We start from the raw sequence: 20,564 nt of genomic DNA, 5'->3' as shown, positions 1-20,564 counted from the left end.
TCAGGCAAGGGGCAACAGTGGATCAAGGGATGATCGTCTCACTTTTTCCTGTCAATGCCATCTGGGTGAACAGTTACAAGGCTTATTGGTGTTGATAAGAGACTTTTACTGCAGTTTTAGATGGCATCTGATCCGGGAGTTTCTGCTCCCGGATCTGTTAAGCTAACCCTCATTTGTTATCGCATCAGTTGGAGTAACCCATGGCAGCCTATTCCCCTCCCTTCACCCTGACCCACGCCATGTTGAGTCGGGTGGCGGAGATCGCCGAGTTGGTGGGGCAGTGGCGGTTTGCTCAGAGCTCCCAGGTGCCGATGCTGCGTCGAGAGAACCGGATCCGCACTATCCAAGCCTCCTTGGCTATAGAGCACAATACCCTGAGTGTCGAGCAGGTGACGGCAGTGATTGAGGGGAAGACGGTGCTTGGGCTTCCACGGGAAATCCAAGAGGTCCGTAATGCGTTTGCGGCCTATGAAGCAATGCCTGATTGGGATCCGGCTTCAGCGGAAGACTTACTTGGTGCTCATGGACTCCTGATGCGTGGACTCTGTGATGATGCGGGTCACTGGCGTAGCGGTGGCGTAGGTATCTATCGAGGCGAGCAGTTAGTGCATATGGCTCCCCCTGCGAACCAGGTCCCTCGTCTAATGGGACAGCTATTGACTTGGCTGGCTGAGACCGAGGCTCATCCGCTGATCGCTTCCTGTGCCTTGCATTATGAGTTGGAGTTTATTCATCCCTTTGCGGATGGAAATGGTCGGATGGGACGTTTATGGCAGACGGTGATATTGAGTCGCTGGCAGCCAGTAATGGCCTTCTTACCAGTGGAGACGGTGATCAAAGCTCGGCAAGATCACTACTATCAGCAGCTAAGTCAGGCTGATAGTCGCAGTGATTGTACCGAGTTTATCCTCTTTTTACTGGAAGCGCTGCGCGATGCGCTGGCCCAGGCGATTGCGATTCAACCAGCAGCAGTATCACCTCATCAGGAGAAAATGCGGGTAGAAATGAAGGTTGAAACGCAGGTAGAAAAGCGGGTCAAAACACCCCAGGCCATCTTGGCGGAACTGGCGGCTGAGCCGACCATAACGCTCAAGCAAGTTGCAGAGCGGATTGGCAAGTCGACCAGTACAGTGGAGAGGGCTGTTGCCATGCTGGTCAAAGACGGGCGATTACGTTTTGTTGGGCCGCGTAAGAACGGACGTTGGGAGGTACTGGATCCTGACGTGTAACCACCTAGCCTCGCAGCTAACCGACTCAGGGCTACCTCGCCACCGGCAGGTCCTCCCAGCGTGTAGTGTAACAGGGGCTCAGGTGCTCTTGTCGCATCATCCACTCAGGCGACCCCGTGCCTTGGCTGGCAAAGCCTACGCGTCCCAATCCCTTGGCTTTGATCTGGTCCATCACGGCCATCAGCGCATCTGATTGGGCGGAGGACGGGGCAAACAGGTCAGCCTGTTGCTGCCCCTTGGGGGTGAACTCACTCAGCATGACGCCCCCCTTCTGATAGCGGTAACCGTCGCGCCAAATCTGCGGTAGCAGCACGTTCACTTGCTGCAGCAACAACCGGGTATCATCGCTAGGGTTGACCAGCCGAACGCCAGCCTGCTCACTGTAGTAAGGGGCTCGTTCGTCAAAGGGGCTGGTCCGCACGAACAGGTGCACCCGCTGGCAACACATTCCCTCGGCCCGCAACTTCTCGGCAGCACGAGCCATAAAGCCTGACAACGCTTGGGCCATTTCCCCACGGTCAGTCACGCGCTCCCCAAAGGAACGGCTCGAGAGGATCTGCTGCTTCGCCGCCGGTTCAACGGTCAGCTCCGCGCAAGGCAGGCCACGCAGCTCCTGCACGATCCGCTCGACCACCACGCCGTATTGGGCGCGTAACCCTTTGGCATCGCTAGCCACCAAGTCAGCCACGGTGTTGATGCCTTGTGCCACCAACTTGGCCCCCAAGCGCCGCCCTATGCCCCACACCTCATCCACCGGGGTGATAGCCATCAGCCGGGCACGGCGCAGCTCGTCACGCAAGTCCACGACGCCGCCCGTGGCAGGCCACTTCTTGGCTGCATAGTTGGCCAGCTTGGCGAGGGTCTTGGTGGGTCCGATCCCAACCCCTACCGTGAGGCCGGTCCACTGCCACACTCGCTGCCGGATCTGTTGCCCATAGGCTGTCAGGTCCCCGGCAAACGACTCAGACAGTGACAGGAAAGCTTCATCGATGGAGTAGACCTCCAGCTCGGGGGCCATGGTCTCCAACGTGCTCATCACCCTGCCAGACATATCGCCGTAGAGCGCGTAGTTGGAGCTGAATGCCACACCGCCATGCGCCTCGAACTGCTCGCGGATCTTGAAGTAGGGCCCGGCCATCTTGATACCCAGCGCCTTGGCTTCGGGGCTGCGCGACACCACGCATCCATCGTTGTTGGAGAGCACCACGATCGGGCGGCCACGCAGCTCAGGGCGAAACAGCCGCTCACAGCTGGCGTAGAAGTTGTTTACATCAACGAGCGCTATGGCCATCACGCTGCCTCAGATTGCCAATCACATGGGTGACCACTCCGAACAACTCCAGGGAGAGGCTCATACAAGGGTCGATAGGCGCGAACGCCGGATTGGCTGGCAACAGCCGCAACCTCGGCTTGAGCTGCAAGGTCTTTACCGTGAAGCCGCCATCGAGTAGTGCAATCACCACATCACCATGGCGCGGGGTGAGGCTCTTATCGACCACCAGCAAGTCACCGGGAAAGATGCCGACCCCGGTCATGCTCTCCCCCTCGGCACGCAGATAGAAGGTTGCTGCAGGGTGGGCCACGCAGTGGGTGTTGAGGTCCAACTTCCCTTCCAGATAGTCGCTGGCTGGGCTGGGAAAGCCGCAAGAGGCGCGGTGCAAGAACAGCGGGATGGTCACCTCGGCGGGTGATGGGTCTGGGGTTAACAGCTTCATGGTAACAACGCCTGTATTTATATACAGCCATTATAGCGCGCCACCTTTGAATCAGCGCAAGTCCCGCATGCCACTGATGGCGTACCATGGCGCTAATAAATAACAAAGAGGTCAGTATGAGTCACAATCTGTGTACTCTACCGAAGGAGCAGTAAGAACGGATCGAGGTCGAGAAGGCAGCCGCATATGCCGTATGGAAGGAGCGCAACGGTCACTTGGCCAGCACAGAAAGCGAAGCACGCCAGCATAAGGGTGAGCTGGTCAGCTACTTTCTTGAGCAAGTAAGTAGGTACAAACGGAGCTAGCCTTCCTGTAGTCATGTTTTTATTCTGGGAACACCCTAAGTCCCTTAACTATCGCGCAAATCCGGGCTTCGGAGCTTGAAGATGCAACCCTTGGCTACCAGCTCGTCCCGGTTTGCCAACACTAGCGGGTAGAGCAGGGGATGTTGTTGGTGTTCGCCGTTATAGCTCACTTGCATGCGCTCCAGCGCGTAATGCATCAAAGGGATGCGCTGGTTGAGCAGCAGCTTGCCATCTGGCATGGCATAGTCATTGGCGATGATGGCCTGCTGTCCCTGGCTCAGGGTGGGATTGGGGATGACCACTGCAGTGACCTGGGTGTTCCACTCCAGATCCTGATCCCGGCCGTGAGGGGAGGTATCCAGTAGCTCAGGTTCCCCACGAAATCGGCTCATCACAAAATCCAGATATACCCCTTTCTTCTCGCAGTAAGCGCGCACGTGCCAGCGGATCCCGTCATAGACCAGGGTATGGGGCACGATATTACGGCCGCTCTGCTCCTCTGAGCTTAGGGATACGTAATCGACATCGACCCGCAACTGACCGCGAGCCGCTTGCACCAGACCCCGCACAATCTTGGGGTCGATATGACGGTTGGGTACATCCAAGATCTCGATATGGCCGTAGCGCAAATCCATCAGCGGCAGGGTCAACAGCCCCGCTTCATGTTGGCGTTGGTGCTGTTTTTCACGATGTAACAGCATCAGGTACTCATCTACTTTTCCTTCACTAAATTGCGGCATAAATTGCCCGGTGGGCTTGTATCCCTTCAGGCTTCGGTCATAGATCAACCCTTCTGGTGAGTAGTAGGTCAGGTAGTGATTGATATCCCGTGATGCTTGCTGGCGGCCGATATTGAAGGCTGTCATTAGGTGATTGGTGGTCAGCCGTCCTTCCCATTGCAACACGATCTCTAGCAGGCGAAAGCGCAGGGTCTGATCCCAAGTGAGCTCTTTGGGGGTCATATGTGCTCCAAAATGCGACATGTGTATGTAACCAGTATTTTCATGTGTATTTAGGCTACATATACTCATTCCACTTGATCAGTCAATCAGCAGGGTAACAGGGGATATTTTTCCTTCCTTCATAAGACAACTCTTCCGCATCATTGGCCCGCAACAGTCTCAGTCTTGCCAGAGCATTGGTGCCTATCTCTCTTCCATGGAAATTACACGTATGAAAAACAGACAGAGTGCCGCCAAGGGATGTCTGCTTGGCCTGGCTATTGGCGATGCATTGGGTACAACCCTAGAGTTCGCTCCCCGTGATAGTTACACGGCATTGACAGATATGATCGGTGGCGGGCCATTTAAGCTCGAAGCTGGCCAATGGACCGATGATACCAGCATGGCGCTATGCCTGGCTGACAGCCTGTTGGCATGTCATCGTCATGACCCGCTCGATCAGTTAGCGCGCTATCAACGTTGGTATCGGCAGGGTGAAAACTCAGTGACAGGCTATTGCTTTGACATCGGTAGCACGGTCAGAAGTGCGCTGCATCGGTATGGCCAAAGCGGCGATCTTTATCCCGGCAGTGAAGATGCCATGAGTGCAGGAAACGGCAGTTTGATGCGATTAGCGCCCATTGTTCTCTTTTACAGTCAACATCGATCACTACGGGATGATCCACTAACACAGCTGATTGAAATAGCGGCATTGAGTTCGCGGACCACCCATGGCGAAACACGCGCGGTGGCGGCGTGCCAACTGATGGCACTGTTTATTGATAAGGCATTGCTTATCGATCCCTCCCAAGATGCTGGCAAAGATGCGGTTCTGAAACTGACAGAGTCTGAGTTGAGTGCGTTGGGAGTATTGCCGGAGGAGATAGACGCGATCGCGTGTGGAACATATCGCCACAAGACTCGCCACGAGATTTCCAGTAGTGGTTATGTTGTGCACAGCCTGGAGGCGGCACTATGGAGTTTCTGGCATAGCACTACATTTGCCGAAGGTGCTTTGCTGGCTGCCAATCTAGGGGATGATGCCGACACTGTCGCTGCCATCTATGGCCAACTGGCCGGTGCCTACTATGGCGAAGATGGAATCCCGGCTAGTTGGCGTGAGCGTTTAGCCTGGTATGACAAGATTTCTAATATGGCACTGACTCTACATGACGCCAATACCTGCCGCTTGCCTCAGGACTGCGAATTGGCCGAACTGGCTATGCGTATGCAAGTTGTGGCAAATCAGAATGAGGATGAGCAGACGTTGGTGCTCGCTTCTGCCTGCTATGAGCTGGGAATTATGCAGCCAACCGGTTCGGATTGGCCGCAAGCCAGCGCTGTAATGGCGCAGCCATCATCCCTGACACCGGCAGAGCAAGAGCAGGCACAGAGTGCCGTGATTGCGACCTGGTCCAGGCTCGACTGCTGCTGCATGTTGACCGCACTAATTCGGATGGATCGTTTTTGCGACAACCTTCTCTATGATGCTGTGCGCAGTGGTCTTGTTGCCATGATATTGCAGAGATTTTCTCAACTATTGGTGGTTTGATTGGGTTTTATTGGATCTCGGGCTGGATCATCTGCCATTTCACTTTCCATTGCTCAATCTTCTTCACCGCCAGATTTTAGGTAGTTCATGACGCGACAACATTTGATTTTTATCGGCGACATTCATGGGCAATACGGGAAGCTGCATGCTCTGCTAGAGCATCTTGATTTTATTCCTGACCCACACCAAGAGCGTCGTAAATTGGTTTTTCTCGGTGATTTGATCGATAACGGGCCAGGGCATGAGATAGATCATCAAGGGGTATTGACCATGGTCAAGGCCCTGTGTGAGAAGGAACTTGCCTGTTACGTGATGGGCAACCATGAATTTAATGCTGTGGGTTGGGCGCTACGTCACCCCCAAACAGGCTTGCCGCTTCGTCGCCACAGCGATAACAACCGCAAACAACACCAGCGTTTTCTAGATGATGTGGAGGAGGGAAGCGAGCAACATCAGGCCTGGATCCACTGGTTTATGACGCAACCCCTCTTTCATGACTTCGGCCATGTCAGGGCTATTCATGCCTGTTGGCACGAGGGCGCCATCCAAAGGATCCGGCCATATCTCAACGAGGACAACAGCCTGAAGGCTGAGCATTGGCCCGATGCCTTCGACGAGCGACACGAGCTGTATCAGCTGTGTGAAACCTTGCTCAAGGGACCAGAGTTGGCATTGCCGCAAGGTTACAGCTTCTTGGATAAATCCGGCACCGAGCGTCACCGGGTCCGTATCAAGTGGTGGTGTGAAGAGGCCAAGACCTATCGCGATATAGCCCAAGTACAACCCGAGATGGTCAGTGGGATCCCCTCTGTGCCTCTGGCAGAAGCGCATCGTAATTCGGTGATCGAAACCCCGGTTGTTATTGGTCACTACACACTGACAGGGCTCCCGGCTCCACTGAGCGATAAGGTGGTGTGTGTCGATTACAACGCGGCGAGTACCCAAGGGGAGTTGGTGGCCTACTGCTGGTGGAATGATGAAACGCCGCATCAGTTGCATGAACGCAACTTTGAATACCTGGGCACCATGGCGTTCGGTCAGGAGGGGTTGGTGGCAATGATGGCGTTGTTCAATCAACTTGCAGGTCGTTATCCCCCCGTGTCATTGACGCCAGATCAATGTGAGGTGATTCGTCACTGTCTGCTGAACCATTGGGATCCCGCCTTTGTCAGCGGGCTTGACCAGTGCCAGAGCGAATATGACGACCACATTACTAAGCTTGCTACCCTGGCTCAACAAGCGAGCTGGGGCGATTTATCCGCTTATCTGATGGGAATAACCAAAGTCTATTTCAATCAGGATCTGGATCCTGTTTGTGCGGACCGTTTGGCCAAGCGGTTGCGGCTGATTATGAATCAAGACAGGGATTGATCCCGGGCCCGCATCGATAACTTATTTAGCAGGAAAGCAGAAACATGAAACGATATTTGAAAGTGGGTGATCGCTGCAAACAGTGTGACACCCCTCGGGTAGACATTAGCCATGAGATACTACTCGAGATTCAACGTGAGCTTCACCCGTCGATTAAATCAATTCCTGCGAGTGTGCTGGCAAAGGGCAGGGATATTTATGCGATCTGCCCGTGTTGCGATCTTTATGCGCTGGGCATGGATCTGGAGACCGGTTACCCCTTTACCGAGGTAGATGGTCAGACCACTACCATTCATGAGCTCACTTCAAGGCCTGAGTGGCGATGGTAAATCGCACTCCTGCCTGAAAACACGACATGTGAAAAACCCCAGTATCGAAGCTGCGCGGCTGGCCCAGTATAGTCAGCCGAGCTCACGTCAGAGGGGATATGCGATGAGTAACCAACCCGGCTTTTGGTTAGCGACACGCCAGTTGTCACTGGCCGCACTGCTGCTGGGCCTAACGCCGCAAGTCGTGTTTGCCGCCGACTGCACCTATCGGGAAGATGCGTTGGGTCATACCCGCTATCAGTGTAACGATGGCAAACAGGGCACCCTGCGTGAGGATGCACTGGGCAACATCAAAGACTCGGGCACGGGCATCACCTGGCGCACCGATTCCTTGGGTCACCTCAAAGGGAGTGATGGCACCACTTACCGTGAAGACACGTTGGGCAATGTGCGTGGCAGCAACCTCAAAACCGGTGAGCGAGTAACTTGGCGTGAGGATAGCCTCGGTAATCTGCGAGCGTCCGACGGCACAGTTTGCAGAGTCGATGCGTTGGCGCGGCTGAAGTGTACCGGTGATAGCAGACCTCCTTCGTTGTTGATGGGGAAATGATCACTCTATTTACGTGAGGTTGAGCTGGAAACCAGCCTGTTGGATGCATTTTGGTCGAACAATAGAAATAAGTGATTTTGGTGACCTGGCTTCATAGAGCAATCGCCCTCTGAGGGGTAGAATGACGCTCCTTTGATAGCATGAACTGAGCGCCGTTAGGGTCAATAGAGCATTTATGAGTAGCGAAGAACACCTGGTTAAGCTGGGCTTTAAATTTGGTAAAAATGGGGCCCACTCGGCTAGAAGCTTGATGTATAGCGAGCTAAAAACGCTGCTGGATGGTCGCCCTGAGCAGGCAACCCGGCATGACTATCAGCAAGATATCGAACTTTACAATGTGCTGCATAAAAGCAGCGACAATGCCCGCAAGTTGACGTTCCGCCACCTGGTCGATCTGTATGGTATCTCCCCAGAGATCCCTTTGTTTCACGTGTTTCGCCAGCTATGGGAGCGAAGTGAAGAGGCTCAACCTCTGTTGACCTTGCAACTTGCGCTGGCCAGGGACCCGTTATTAAGGCAAACCCAGTCGTTGATTAGTACGACCCCGTTGGGAGATGTGTTGGGACGTGAACAGGTGGAACACGTTTTAGCCGCCCCTGAGCCTGACCGTTTCAGCCCGGCTTCCCTGCGCTCGTTTGCCCAGAATATCAACGGCAGTTGGACACACGCCGGGTTCCTGCAAGGCAAATACAAAAAAGTGAGAACCAGTCCGATCGTGACCTATGTCAATGCGGCATTTGCACTCTTTCTCGGTCACTGTGAAGGGCGTGCCGGGCAAGGGCTGTTTCAGACTCCCTGGTTTCAATTGCTAAGCCTGGATCCGGCAGAGGGATATGAGCTGGCCTACATGGCATCGCTGCATGGCGTAATTAGCTACAAGCAGGCTAGTGGCATTGTCGAAATCCGCTTCCCCCTCTGGCCAATAGCGCCAGCATCTTGAGGAGAACGAGAGCATGGGTGATCGCCTCTCAAAACTGATTAAGCGTTTTACCACTTATATCTCGGTGCCTTGGCGCTCGGTGCTATCTGCCGAAGAGCGCGCTGTCTTTGTGGTACACCACAAAGAAGATGAGTTAAAGCTGCGAGCTCGGGTCACTGAATTTCAACTGGCCGTTGAGCAGCATGGTCACCGCTGGCAGTTGTTGGATATTACAGATGCCTTCCCCAAGTGGATGGGGGAACACGACTATGCAGACGCCTATTTCGCCGAGCCGGAGCTGCTAGTGGGCAGTTATGAATTTTTTGCCGAGGAGTTGGCCGAGCGCCTGAAAGAGGAAGTCGATAAAAACCTGGGAAGCAACGATGTAGTGGCCCTGCTGGGTACTGGCACGTTGTTTGGTTTTGCCTCTGTTTCTGGATTGGTGAAGGCGCTCTCTCCAGCAGTAAAAGGCAAGCTGGTGGTCTTCTTCCCCGGCGAGTATCACGACAACAACTTTAGTCTTTTAGATGCCAAGGATGGGTGGGGATATCACGCCACCGCCATCTGTCACCATAACGAATAACAACAAGGAATTACGGGATGCTAAATAGAGAGATTTACAGCAACGATCCGCTGCAATCTGAGTTGGCCAACAACGGTGTGGCTGTGGTCAACGATGATCAGAGTGCCGAGTCCTTCGCGACCCTGCGCTACGAACTGAAAACCTTTGTCTGTGATGGCGCCTATGAGGCGGGCATGCAGAAAATTCTAGCGGCCTATCTGAGTAAGCTAGAAGCCAAGGTTGAGCAGTCAGGGGTTTGGATCAGCGGTTTCTACGGATCGGGTAAATCTCACTTGGCCAAGATGCTACGCACCTTCTGGACCAATCAACGCTTCTCTGATGGTGCCGATCCCTTGAGCCTGGCCGATCTCCCTGCAGGTATTCGCGAGCAGTTTGCCAAGCTTACTCAGTTTTCCCACCAGTATCAGGGCTTACATGCCGCTTCGGGCACCTTGGGCGCGGGCAAGCGTGGCAATGTGCGCCTGGCATTTCTCTCTATCATCTTCAAGTCGGTGGGATTACCAGAGCAATACCATCTAGCCCGTTTTGTGATGTGGTTGAAATCTCAAGGGGTACTCGATGCTGTGCAACAGTACGTCAGACTGCATGGCAAAGCAGCAGCAGATCAAGACCCTTGGCAAAGAGAGCTGCGTAATCTCTACGTCTCTCCTGTAATGGCTCAGGCACTGTTGCCCCATTTCGCTGATTTGGCCACTAACGCGCCAGACATGTCCAAGGTACTGCGTGCACAGTTCCCAGAGGTCAAAGACATCACCAACGACGAGATGGTCGATGCAGTCATGGATGCCCTGGAGCGCAATGGTCAGCTGCCGCTCACGCTGATCGTGCTTGATGAGGTGCAGCAGTATGTGGGCGGAGATGAAGACCGCGCCTTTGATGTGCAAGAGGTGATTGAAACCTGCTGCAAGGCGAGCCGCTTTAAATCACGCCTGCTGTTTGTTGCCACCGGGCAAAGTGCGCTAAGTGACACCCCTAACCTGCAACGCCTGATGGGCCGCTTTGTGGTCACAGTACAACTGGCCGATACCGATGTGGATGCAGTGATCCGCAAAGTGATCCTGCAGAAAAAAGAGAGTGCCAAGGGTGCAGTCGAGGATCTTATCCAGAAAAACCTGGGCGAGATCAGCCGCCATCTGCGGGGCTCCAAGTTTGAACATCAACGGGATGACGAACAGTGGATGGTGGCCGACTATCCGTTGCTGCCGGTGCGTCGCCGTTTCTGGGAAAAGTTGCTGCCAGCCCTGGATAAAACCGGCACCGGCTCACAGCTGCGTAACCAACTCCGCATCACCCATGAGGCAACCCGTTACGGTGCAGAAAAGCCGCTTGGCTGTCTTATCCCGGCCGATTTTATTTACGATCAAATCGTCAACGATCTGGTCAATAGCGGGGTGGTGGGGCAAGAGATCTATGCCGAGATTGGCAAGTTCAAAGATGGCTCGCCCGAAGAGATCCTGCAGGGACGGATCCTCTCCCTCATCCTGATGGTCAGCAAATTGCCGAGCGAAATTGACTACGGCATTCACGCCAGTGCAGAAACCCTGGCTGACTTGCTGATCGAAGATTTGGAGAACGAGAAGCATGACCTGCGGCCACGAGTCAATGCGGCGCTGCAGGCGTTGGAAAAAGCTTCGCTGATCATGGCGGTGCAGTCTGCAAGTGGCATTGAGTATCGCCTGCAAACGGCCGAGAGCCAGGCTTGGTATGACATGTATCGCCAGCAGCAAGCGGAGCTGCGTGCCGATCCGGCTCGACTCGATGGCCTGCGCAATCAACTGGTGCACACCATAGTGCGCAAGTTGGTTAGTCAAGTGCGCCTTACCCAAGGCCAGGTGGCAGAGGGGCGTACCCTGAATGTCGCGTTCGATGATGAGTTGCCTAAAGATGCACAAGAGAAGCTCTACGTCTGGGCACCGGCCTTGCCAGAGCGGCAGATCCAAGAGCTGGCGCGCGCCGATAGCGCAGATAATGGCACCCTTTACCTTTATATCCCCTCTGATCGCAAAAGCACCCTGAACGCAGCCATCGTTGAGAAGCAGGCGGCCACCATGACCCTGGATGTCAAACAAAATGCGGTGATGACCGAAGCGGGCAAAGAGGCCCGTGCCGCCATGATGTCGAGCCAGCGTAATGCCGAAGCCGAGGTAAAACGCCTGACTGCTGAGATGGAAGGGATGATGTGGCTACGCCTCTCCGGTGGCAGTGAAGTGGGGGGCGATACCTTGGTGGCGCAACTGCAAGCCGGAGCAGAAACGGCCAGCGTGCGCCTCTATCGCAACTTCGATATGGCCGATCACAAGGAGTGGGCCAAGGTATACACCCGTGCCAGCCAGGGAGATGCCGATGCGCTAGAGGCAATTGGCCACCAGGGGGAGGCGCAAAACCACCCGGTTTGCCGTGAGATCAGAAAGTTTATCGGAGTGATGAAAACCGGTAGTGAAGTGCGCGAACACTTTGGTAAAGCCCCTTACGGCTGGTCCCGCGATGCTATCGATGGCGCACTCTTTGCCATGTTGGCAGCGGGTGTACTTAAAGCCAGCGATGCCAAACTCAATGCCACCGATGCGCGCAGCCTGGAGCGCGCTCAGGTCGGCCCGACCCATTTCCGCCCCGAAACGGCCACCATCGGCAAGGTGCAACTGATCAAGGTGCGCAGTCTGATCAACAGCTTGGGGGTGAGTTGTAATGCCGGAGAGGAGAGCAGCAAGCTTGCCGACGCATTACAACAGGCCAAGGCGCTGGCTCGCCGTCTCGGGGGCGAGGCTCCCTTGCCACTGCCCCCCTCAACCCAGCGACTCGATGAGCTGCTCATTCTTTCGGGTAATGATCAACTGCTCGCCGCCTTTGAAGGCAAAGAGGCGTTGCAAGCCGAATACGAGAGCTGGAAAGCGCAGCTAGAGCTGGTAGCCGAGCGCAAAGAGCAGTGGGACAACCTGCAAGGTCTGCTGCCCTACTGCCGTGAACTGGCGGTGTTTGCTGAGCTCAATCAAGAATGCGAGGCCCTGCGTGCCGGTCGTACCCTGTTGCAAAGCCCCTCGCCGGTGCAGCCACTGATCAACAAAGCCATTGATGCGTTGCGTAATACCATCATGGCGCACTGTGACCGCTATGAGCAGGAGTACCAGGCCTGCTACCGCGAACTCGACAGTGACCCCAGTTGGGCCAAGCTCGCTGGCGATCAACAGAGCCAACTGCTCACCAAGCATGGCATTGCCAAGTTGCCAGCACTCAAACTGGGTAGCTTGCACGAGGTGCAACAGAGCCTGGATAACTGCTCCTGGCAGGGGTGGAACGATCGAATTTCAGCCTTGACCTCTTATTTTGATAAGGCCCTGAGCGATGCAGTCACCCTACTCAAACCCAAGGTGCGTCATATCTCGCTGCCAAAGCCGCTAATTGAATCAGAACAAGATCTGAAAGCCTGGCTGGCCCAGGTAGAAGATCAGGTGCGCAGCGAACTGGCCCAAGGTAACCCGGTACGCGTTAGCTAGTGAGCAACGCAAGATCGCCAAAATAAACAGCGCAGCGGCACCTTTATTTCGCCGCTGCGCTGTTTAACCGAATATCCGCATTCTATTTAAGGGCCCAGATTCAGGCCCAGTAAGGCAAAGAGAGGGGAGCGAGTCGCCCCTATCTAGCCTGACCGACAAAAGGCATAAGACCACACCATGAGACAAGCCCTGGATAAGACTTTAAGAAACCAGCTGGAAAGCACCGTCCTTGCTGCCCGTGAGGTAGTTGAAACCGCCTGCCGGGAAGAGATTGAGCGCTTAGGGGTGGCTGATGCCACAGTGCCTGCCTTTCTGAACGACGCTCAGCGCAAGCTGCGTAACCGCCTGCGAGCCCACGCTCGCCAACTGGGCGACCCGCTTCACGATAATGGCAAGCAAGAGACAGCTCACCTGCTGGCCGAGATGGCCTACGAGCAGTGGCACCGCATGCTGTTTGCCCGTTTTCTGGAGCAAAACAACCTGTTGATGTATGACGCTTATACCCCGGTCACCCTGGATGAGTGCGCAGAGCTGTTAGAAGAAGAGACCGATTGCGCCAGCGCCTGGGAGCTGGCAGGGCACTTGGCAGCCAAAATGTTACCCCAGGTATTTCGGGTGGATTCCCCGGTGCTGGCGGTGCGCCTGCCCATCAACCATCAGCGCACCCTCGAAGGCTTGATCATGGCCCTGTCACCGGCGGTGTTCGAGGCACAAGACAGCCTGGGTTGGTGCTATCAGTTCTGGCAGAGCAAGCGCAAGGACGAGGTCAACAAGTCCGGCGTGCCCATCGGGGCTGATGAGCTGAGCCCGGTCACTCAGCTCTTTACCGAGCCCTATATGGTCTCATTCCTCTTGGATAACGCCCTGGGTGCCTGGTGGGCCAAGCGCCGGTTAACGCAAGATCACCTGCGTCATGCCAGCAGCGAGCAAGAGCTGCGCGAGCGCGCCGCCATCGACGGCGTGCCGCTCTCTTACCTGCGCTTTGTCAAAGTCAGCGATGCACAAGGTGAGCGCTGGCAACCGGCCGGCGGCTGGTATGACGCTTGGCCCTCCGAGATCAGTGAACTAAAAGCCCTGGATCCGTGCTGCGGTTCCGGCCACTTTTTAGTGGCGCTGTTTCTGATGCTGGTGCCGATGCGGATGCACCTAGAAAGCATCGATGCCCGCACCGCCATTGAGCGGGTGCTCTCCCAAAACCTGCATGGCTTGGAGCTCGATGGCCGCTGCATCGAGATTGCCGCCTTTGCCCTGGCGCTGGAAGCCTGGCGCTTCCCCGATGCCGGTGGCTATCGCCCTCTGCCTGCTTTGCAGCTGGCCTGCTCCGGCCAAGATGTCGAGGCGGCAAGCCTGGAATGGCAGCAACTGGCCAAGCAAAACCCGCAGCTGGAGAGCGCGCTTAGCTGGCTAAAACGCCAGTTTAAGGACGCCCCCGTGCTGGGGAGTCTGATCGATATCCAGCGTGCCCCCTATGAAGGCAAGGCCCAAGGTGCTCCGGCCCCCTGGCAGCAACTGCTCGATGCGCAGGCGCAGAATGCAGCCAAGAGTGACGACGAGAGCCAAGAGACACAAGTGGCCGCTCAAGGCTTGGCCATGGCCGCCAAGCTGCTGGCCGGTCGTTATCATCTGGTGGCCACCAATGTCCCCTATCTGGGGCGCGGTAAGCAGTGCGCCGTGCTGCAGGATTTTTGTGAAAACTACTACCCGGAAGCCAAAGCCGATCTGGCCACCGTCTTTTTAGAGCGTTGCCTGGACTTTAACCCTCAGGGTGGCAGTTCAACCATTGTCTTGCCGCAAAACTGGTTATTTTTGACCAGTTATAAGAAATTCCGCGAAACGCTATTAACCGAGCAGACCTGGAATCTATTGGCTCGTCTTGGCGAAAAGGGTTTTGAATCCGCTTCCGCAGCAGGGGCCTTTGTCGCATTAATTACCCTCAGCAAAGGTGTGGCACCTAAAGAGGCTTTACTTCGTGGGATGGATGTTGCAGAACTGAAGACTGCTATGGAGAAGAGTCAGGCTCTTTGTTCAATAATTATCAAGCCAATCAGTCAGATGGGCCAACTGATGAATCCTGATTCCAGAATTAGTCTTGATAGTCAGGTTTCATCACATCCATTATTAAAAGACTTTTGCGAGTGTTACCAGGGCATACGTACTGGTGAGAAAGAGTTGTTTATTCGCCTGTTCTGGGAATTGTCTGCTTTCTCTGATAAGTGGGATTTTTATCGAAATAGCAATAATGCTTTAAATTCTTTCGGTGGAATGCATGAGGTTATTCTGTGGGAAAATGGCGTTGGGCGTTTACATGCGTTTGCTGCAGAGCGGCGTGATATGCTTCATGATATGCATGAGTCCGGAAATAAGGCTTGGGGGGAATATGGTGTTGCTATAAATCAAATGAGAAGCCTTAAAGCATCATATTTTTGTGGGGAAAAATTTGATGGGAATGTAAATGTCATTTTTGCAAAAAACAAAGAACATCTAGCCTCATTGTGGGCCTATTGCTCTTCTGATGAATACAATGAGAATGTGAGGAGGATAGATCAAAAATTAAATGTAACAAATGCCACCTTGTTAAAGGTTCCATTTGATTTAGAACAATGGAAGCAGGTTGCAAACTCAGACTATCCAAATGGCCTACCAAAGCCCTACACGAATGATCCAACCCAATGGATCTTCCACGGCCACCCCTGCGCCTCAGTCGTGTGGGACGAAGCCAGCAAATGGACCAAAGAGGGGCCGGTGCGCTTTGATGATACCGTGCTGCAGGTGGCGGTAGCGCGGCTGCTGGGTTATCAGTGGCCCGCCGAGCTGGGCGAAGAGATGGAGCTGGCCGATGAGCAGCGTCAGCTGGTCGATGAGGTAGCCAAGCTTAACGCCTTTGCCGATGAAGATGGTATCGTCTGCCTCCCAGCTGTGCGCGGTGAAGCTCCGGCCCATACCCGATTGGAAAAATTGTTGGTGGCGGCCTACGAGGATGACTGGAAAAACGGTGCCCTGGATAAGCTGCTGACTGCCGTAGGTAGCAAGAGCCTGGAGCTTTGGCTGCGCGATAAGTTCTTCGAGCAGCACTGCAAACTGTTCCAACATAGACCCTTTATCTGGCATATCTGGGACGGCCTAAAAGATGGCTTCTCCGCCCTGGTCAACTATCACAAGCTCGATCGCTCCGGCTTAGAGCGCCTGATCTACACCTACCTGGGTGACTGGATCCGTATTCAGGAGCAAGGGGTAAAAGAAGCGCGCGATGGCGCCGAAGAGCGCCTCACCGCCGCCAAAAACCTGCAACAGCGCCTCGAGGCCATCTTGGCCGGTGAAAAGGGGCTCGATATCTTTGTGCGCTGGAAGACCCTAGCCGAACAACCCATCGGTTGGGAGCCGGACCTTAATGATGGGGTGCGCCTCAATATCCGTCCCTTCCTCAAAGCGGCCGATGTCGGCAAAAAAGGCGCCGGTATCCTGCGCTTTAAGCCGAATATCAACTGGAACAAGGATCGCGGTAACGACGTCGCCTCAGCCCCTTGGTACACTCTGGGCCTGCAATATGGTGAAAAAGAGGGCGCGCGTATTAACGATCACCACTTGTCGCTCGCCGAAAAGCGTGATGCGAGACAACAAGCCGCTGAAAAAAAATCTAAGGATGGATTGGATATATGTCTAAAAAAATCACAGGCGCTGAATATCCATTGAGCAAAATTTTTAGCTCGGATTTTCACTATGAAATTCCGCCTTATCAGCGGCCCTATGCCTGGACGACGGAACAAGCTGGCGAACTGTTTGATGATCTTTATGATTTTTATCAGAATGAGCGCGAGGATAGCTATTTCCTGGGTAGTATCGTCCTCATCAAAGAAGAGAATCACCCCCACTCTTATGTCATCGATGGTCAACAGCGGTTAACAACGCTGACGATCTTCATTGCAGCATTGACCTCGCTGTTAAGCGGCAGCGATCGTGATGAGTGCCTGACCTATGTCATGGAGCCTGGTAAGCGCCTGCAAGGCATTGAAGCCAAACCTCGATTGAAGCTTCGCCCTCGAGATAAGGACTTTTTCACCGAGACAGTGCAAAGTCTCAATTTTGATGCCTTAGCCGCTAAACCTGATGCAGCGTTAGAAAATGAGTCACAAAAGCACATTAAAAATAACTCTGCACTGTTACTAAATCGGTTGAAAAATAACTTTGTGACCCAAGAGCAACTACTAGGTTTCGGCATATTTTTAATGACACGTTGCTTTTTGGTTGTTGTATCAACGCCAAGTCAACAATCTGCATTTCGGGTCTTTTCCGTGCTGAACAATCGAGGTCTCGATTTACTGCCTAGTGACATCATCAAAGCTGAGGCAATAGGTAAGATATCTGAGTCAAAAAGAGATAGCTTCAATGACCGATGGGAGGAAATTGAAGTTGATACCGGCCGCGATGGACTCAATGATCTGCTTGGTTTTATTCGAATGATCTACGCCAAGAGCAAGGCAAAACGCTCTTTGCTCGAAGAGTTTAAGGAACATGTTTTATCAAAATCATTATCAGCGGAATCATTAATCGATGATGTCATCGAGCCTTATGCTCAGGCATATATAAAGGCCAAGTTTTCCTGCTATGAATCAAGTCATAATGCTGGAGAAATTAATTCGCTGTTCAACTGGTTAAATCGCATTGATAACGCAGATTGGTTGCCTGTTGCCATAAGCTATTTAGAGCGATATGGTGATGATCATGGGGCCACTTTGACATTCATTCGAGATTTGGAGTGTCTTGCAGCTCAAATGCATATCACAGCTGCCAATATCAACCAGCGAATTGAACGTTATGCTGAGGTCTTAAATGAGATCGAGCAGCGTAACGGCCCAGTCATTGAGAGCATAAAACTAAAAGCTGCTGAGAAGCGTAGCTTTGCAGAGGTAATAAACAGTGATGTTTACTTTCTGACCGCGAAAAGAAGAAACTATTTGTTACTGCGGTTGGACTCTTTCTTGAGTGATGGCGCTGCGAGTTATAACTATAACGTGCTGACTATTGAACACGTCTTGCCACAAACGGTAGCTTCGGGTTCAGAGTGGGAGAGTTGGTGGCCGACATCATTTGAGCGTGAGTATTGGTTGCATAAGCTAGGTAACTTGGTTCCATTAACAAGAGCAAAGAACTCTGCTGCATCAAATTACAATTTTGAAAAAAAGAAAGCCAGTTATTTCACCGGCAGATCGGGAGTGAGTTCTTATGTTCTTACCTCACAGGTTTTGAGAGAGACCCAGTGGACGCCTGATATAGTTGACAATCGGCAAAAAATGCTCGTGAACGTCTGTAAACAAAATTGGAATTTGAATTAGTAAGCAGCCTTTGCTGTCGTACATTAGTTTGAATGTCAGTGAGGAAGATAGGACGCCACTCTCCCTTTGTTCATGGCGAGCTGAGCCGCCATGGGTTGACTAAAGCCTTAAGGCGCGAAACAGAATCGAGAATTCCATGCAAGTTATCGACTATCTGGTTACTCAATTGCGCGACAGCGCGTGTTATAACTCTCAGGTGCAGGTACCGCCCGCAGTGGTGCTCTGGACCGATGAAACCCGGCAGTGGCAAGCTGCCATGCCGATTATCAAGCGCTATTTACCCGAGCTGCTCGAGCTGGGGGAGTATCGACCCGCCGAACGCACCGGCCCTGCCATTTGGCTAAAGTGCATGATTGCTGGTACTGCACCAGAGCAATCCCTGCCTACTGATACAATCCCGATCCTCTATCTGCCCGGCGTTAGTCGCAAAGATCTGCGTGCTATCGACCAATGCTCGCTTGCCCTGCAACCCCTTGCCGAGTTGCAGTATCGCGGCTGCTGGTGGGCCTATAACACTGCCGGTCGGGATTGGAGCGTCGGCTCTTTTTTAAGTAATCCCAAAGTGGGGTTGCAGCTTGATGTCGCCAAAGATTGTAAAACCCAGCAAGCGTTGCTTGAGGTGTTGCCTGATCTGCTGGAAGCCCAGGCCGCCAGTTTGCAGGGAAAACGGTTAGAAACCAGCGATCTCTATGCGTTGGCGGGGGGCGACCCGATCCGCAATATGCTGGCTTGGCTCAATGAGCCTGAGGCTATCCAAAAGGAGTGGCAACAGAGCAACCGCTGGCAGCGGTTCTGTGGTCAGAGCCAAGATGCGTTTGGTATTGATCCTGTCAACGCTGAGATCGCCTCGTTGTTACCGCTGCTGTGTGATGCACAGGGATCTTGGCAAGCGGTGTGGGAGCGTTTTAGCGACACCGCCGCACACCACTCTTCATTGATTAAGTCACTGCATCAGGTGCAGCCCAGCGAATTGCTCTCTGAGCCAGCCCGATATCCCTTTTGCAATCAGCATGAAGAGCAACGGCTGGCGCAGACGTTCACCGCCTTGGTTAACGAGGAGGTAGCAACCATTCGTACCCGCCTGACGTCGCTTAACGTTGAGCATGCAGCCCGGCGTGAGTGGTTGTGGGCCGGGCTCGGGCTCTCACCCTGGGCGATGTTGCTTGATCCATTAAGCCAGTTAAGTGAACTGACTCGTCAACCATTAGGTGGGCCGGATATCGAGACCATGGCCCGCTATTACCAGGAGAAGGTATGGCAGACCGATGATCTTGCCCTGCAAGTGATGGCCTTGGCGAGCGATAGCGCTATGGAGCAGGTAGCCGCAGCACTGCTTGGTAAACTCTATACCCCTTGGTTGGAAGCGGTGACCCTGCACTTCCAGCTCTTGGTGAAGAGCCAGGGTTATCCGGGTGGCCAGGGGGTGCAAGAGCCTGTTGGAGCATACCAGGGGGCCAGTACCATACTCTTTTTTGTCGATGGGTTGCGTCTTGATATGGGCCATCGTCTTATGCATCTTTTGGCGCAGGCTAACCTTCATGCAAGCTTGAAAACCCGCTGGAGCGCACTCCCTAGTCTGACGGCGACAGCGAAAGCGGCAGTGACCCCCCTTAGCCCTTTATTAACCGGGGATCTGGAAAGCGACAAATTTGTCCCGCAATTTGCCGAAAGTGGTGCTGATTTCTCGAGCCATCATTTCAAGAAAGGGCTAGCCCAAGCGGGTTGGCAATATCTGGAAGGGCACGACTGTGGTGAGCCAGAACAAGGTAAGGCTTGGGTGCAGTGTGGTGATCTGGATAATCTTGGGCACGAGCGTCAGCAGAGCCTGCCGAGATTTATCGATCATGCCTTAAAGGGGGTGGTTGAGCGGATTGTGAGTCTGTTGGATGCCGGTTGGACCAGGGTGCATGTGGTGACCGACCATGGCTGGTTATGGAGCCCAGAGAAGCTACCTAAAGCAGAGCTGACCAAACACATGACAGAACTGCGCACGCCACGCTGCGCCATTTTGAAAGGTAATGGCCAGAGTGACTACCTGCAATGCCCCTGGCATTGGAACCCCGCAGTACGAGTAGTGATGGCCCCCGGGATCAGTTTGTTCCAGGCAGGGGATTACTACAATCACGGCGGTGTGAGTCTGCAGGAGTGTTTAACGCCAGAGCTGATTGTATCGTAACTGTTCACCCAGATGGCATTGACAGGAAAAAGTGAGACGATCATCCCTTGATCCACTGTTGCCCCTTGCCTGA

General features: G+C 53.8%; 13 protein-coding genes. 10 read left to right on the top strand and 3 right to left on the bottom strand.

Going from position 1 to position 20,564, the window contains the following annotated elements:
- Positions 1-200: 200 nt before the first annotated feature.
- Positions 201-1,229, top strand: coding sequence for a Fic family protein (locus tag OKC40_RS19465; protein ID WP_199416953.1), 1,029 nt, complete (start codon positions 201-203; stop codon positions 1,227-1,229).
- A gap of 31 nt (positions 1,230-1,260) precedes the next feature.
- Here the strand turns inward: OKC40_RS19465 and umuC are convergent, their stop codons facing one another.
- The 3 genes from umuC to OKC40_RS19450 form a co-directional block, all read right to left on the bottom strand.
- Positions 1,261-2,520, bottom strand: coding sequence for a translesion error-prone DNA polymerase V subunit UmuC (umuC, locus tag OKC40_RS19460; RefSeq protein WP_270796670.1), 1,260 nt, complete (start codon positions 2,518-2,520; stop codon positions 1,261-1,263).
- Positions 2,501-2,944: a translesion error-prone DNA polymerase V autoproteolytic subunit gene (umuD, locus tag OKC40_RS19455; protein ID WP_094697199.1), complete on the bottom strand. Its 444-nt coding sequence runs from the start codon at positions 2,942-2,944 to the stop codon at positions 2,501-2,503. The genes umuC and umuD overlap by 20 nt, the downstream gene beginning before the upstream one ends.
- Positions 2,945-3,293: 349 nt before the next feature.
- Entirely contained in the window at positions 3,294-4,211 is a 918-nt protein-coding gene (locus OKC40_RS19450) for a WYL domain-containing protein (RefSeq protein WP_270796667.1), read from the bottom strand.
- A 211-nt stretch (positions 4,212-4,422) separates the two neighbouring features.
- Between OKC40_RS19450 and OKC40_RS19445 the strand changes: the two genes are divergently transcribed.
- The 9 genes from OKC40_RS19445 (at position 4,423) to pglZ (ending at position 20,491) form a co-directional block, all read left to right on the top strand.
- A complete protein-coding gene (locus OKC40_RS19445; RefSeq protein WP_270796665.1) occupies positions 4,423-5,742 on the top strand; it encodes an ADP-ribosylglycohydrolase family protein in 1,320 nt (439 codons plus the stop codon).
- Between the two features lie 87 nt (positions 5,743-5,829).
- Complete coding sequence (locus OKC40_RS19440; protein WP_270796663.1) at positions 5,830-7,113, top strand: metallophosphoesterase; 1,284 nt, start codon at positions 5,830-5,832, stop codon at positions 7,111-7,113.
- A gap of 432 nt (positions 7,114-7,545) precedes the next feature.
- Complete coding sequence (locus tag OKC40_RS19435; RefSeq protein WP_270796661.1) at positions 7,546-7,992, top strand: hypothetical protein; 447 nt, start codon at positions 7,546-7,548, stop codon at positions 7,990-7,992.
- Positions 7,993-8,167: 175 nt separating this feature from the next.
- Positions 8,168-8,932, top strand: a complete 765-nt coding sequence (locus OKC40_RS19430; RefSeq protein ID WP_215805225.1) for a hypothetical protein — start codon at positions 8,168-8,170, stop codon at positions 8,930-8,932.
- A gap of 13 nt (positions 8,933-8,945) precedes the next feature.
- Positions 8,946-9,494 carry a BREX protein BrxB domain-containing protein gene (locus OKC40_RS19425; RefSeq protein ID WP_270796658.1) on the top strand — a complete coding sequence of 183 codons (549 nt, stop codon included), beginning with the start codon at positions 8,946-8,948 and terminating at the stop codon, positions 9,492-9,494.
- A 17-nt stretch (positions 9,495-9,511) separates the two neighbouring features.
- Complete coding sequence (gene brxC, locus OKC40_RS19420) at positions 9,512-12,985, top strand: BREX system P-loop protein BrxC (RefSeq protein ID WP_270796656.1); 3,474 nt, start codon at positions 9,512-9,514, stop codon at positions 12,983-12,985.
- A 177-nt stretch (positions 12,986-13,162) separates the two neighbouring features.
- Complete coding sequence (locus OKC40_RS19415; RefSeq protein ID WP_270796654.1) at positions 13,163-16,675, top strand: Eco57I restriction-modification methylase domain-containing protein; 3,513 nt, start codon at positions 13,163-13,165, stop codon at positions 16,673-16,675.
- Positions 16,639-18,315 (top strand): DUF262 domain-containing protein, encoded by a 1,677-nt coding sequence (locus tag OKC40_RS19410; RefSeq protein WP_270796653.1) that lies wholly within the window; start codon positions 16,639-16,641, stop codon positions 18,313-18,315. The genes OKC40_RS19415 and OKC40_RS19410 overlap by 37 nt, the downstream gene beginning before the upstream one ends.
- A 136-nt stretch (positions 18,316-18,451) precedes the next feature.
- Positions 18,452-20,491: a BREX-1 system phosphatase PglZ type B gene (pglZ, locus tag OKC40_RS19405; protein WP_270796652.1), complete on the top strand. Its 2,040-nt coding sequence runs from the start codon at positions 18,452-18,454 to the stop codon at positions 20,489-20,491.
- Positions 20,492-20,564 lie beyond the last annotated feature (73 nt).

The organism is Aeromonas sp. QDB11, assembly GCF_027705265.1.
Lineage (GTDB): Bacteria > Pseudomonadota > Gammaproteobacteria > Enterobacterales > Aeromonadaceae > Aeromonas > Aeromonas allosaccharophila.
The sequence above is the reverse complement of the archived record's forward strand: the minus strand, read 5'-3'. Positions and strand labels throughout refer to the sequence as shown.

What these genes read in the sequence shown, in the direction of transcription:
- OKC40_RS19435 (WP_270796661.1), top strand. Translation starts at nt 7,546, where the DNA reads ATGAGTAACCAACCCGGCTTTTGGTTAGCGACACGCCAGTTGTCACTG.
- pglZ (WP_270796652.1), top strand. Translation starts at nt 18,452, where the DNA reads ATGCAAGTTATCGACTATCTGGTTACTCAATTGCGCGACAGCGCGTGT.
- OKC40_RS19465 (WP_199416953.1), top strand. Translation starts at nt 201, where the DNA reads ATGGCAGCCTATTCCCCTCCCTTCACCCTGACCCACGCCATGTTGAGT.
- umuC (WP_270796670.1), bottom strand. Translation starts at nt 2,520, where the DNA reads ATGGCCATAGCGCTCGTTGATGTAAACAACTTCTACGCCAGCTGTGAG.
- OKC40_RS19450 (WP_270796667.1), bottom strand. Translation starts at nt 4,211, where the DNA reads ATGACCCCCAAAGAGCTCACTTGGGATCAGACCCTGCGCTTTCGCCTG.
- OKC40_RS19430 (WP_215805225.1), top strand. Translation starts at nt 8,168, where the DNA reads ATGAGTAGCGAAGAACACCTGGTTAAGCTGGGCTTTAAATTTGGTAAA.
- OKC40_RS19440 (WP_270796663.1), top strand. Translation starts at nt 5,830, where the DNA reads ATGACGCGACAACATTTGATTTTTATCGGCGACATTCATGGGCAATAC.
- brxC (WP_270796656.1), top strand. Translation starts at nt 9,512, where the DNA reads ATGCTAAATAGAGAGATTTACAGCAACGATCCGCTGCAATCTGAGTTG.
- umuD (WP_094697199.1), bottom strand. Translation starts at nt 2,944, where the DNA reads ATGAAGCTGTTAACCCCAGACCCATCACCCGCCGAGGTGACCATCCCG.
- OKC40_RS19425 (WP_270796658.1), top strand. Translation starts at nt 8,946, where the DNA reads ATGGGTGATCGCCTCTCAAAACTGATTAAGCGTTTTACCACTTATATC.
- OKC40_RS19415 (WP_270796654.1), top strand. Translation starts at nt 13,163, where the DNA reads ATGAGACAAGCCCTGGATAAGACTTTAAGAAACCAGCTGGAAAGCACC.
- OKC40_RS19410 (WP_270796653.1), top strand. Translation starts at nt 16,639, where the DNA reads ATGTCTAAAAAAATCACAGGCGCTGAATATCCATTGAGCAAAATTTTT.
- OKC40_RS19445 (WP_270796665.1), top strand. Translation starts at nt 4,423, where the DNA reads ATGAAAAACAGACAGAGTGCCGCCAAGGGATGTCTGCTTGGCCTGGCT.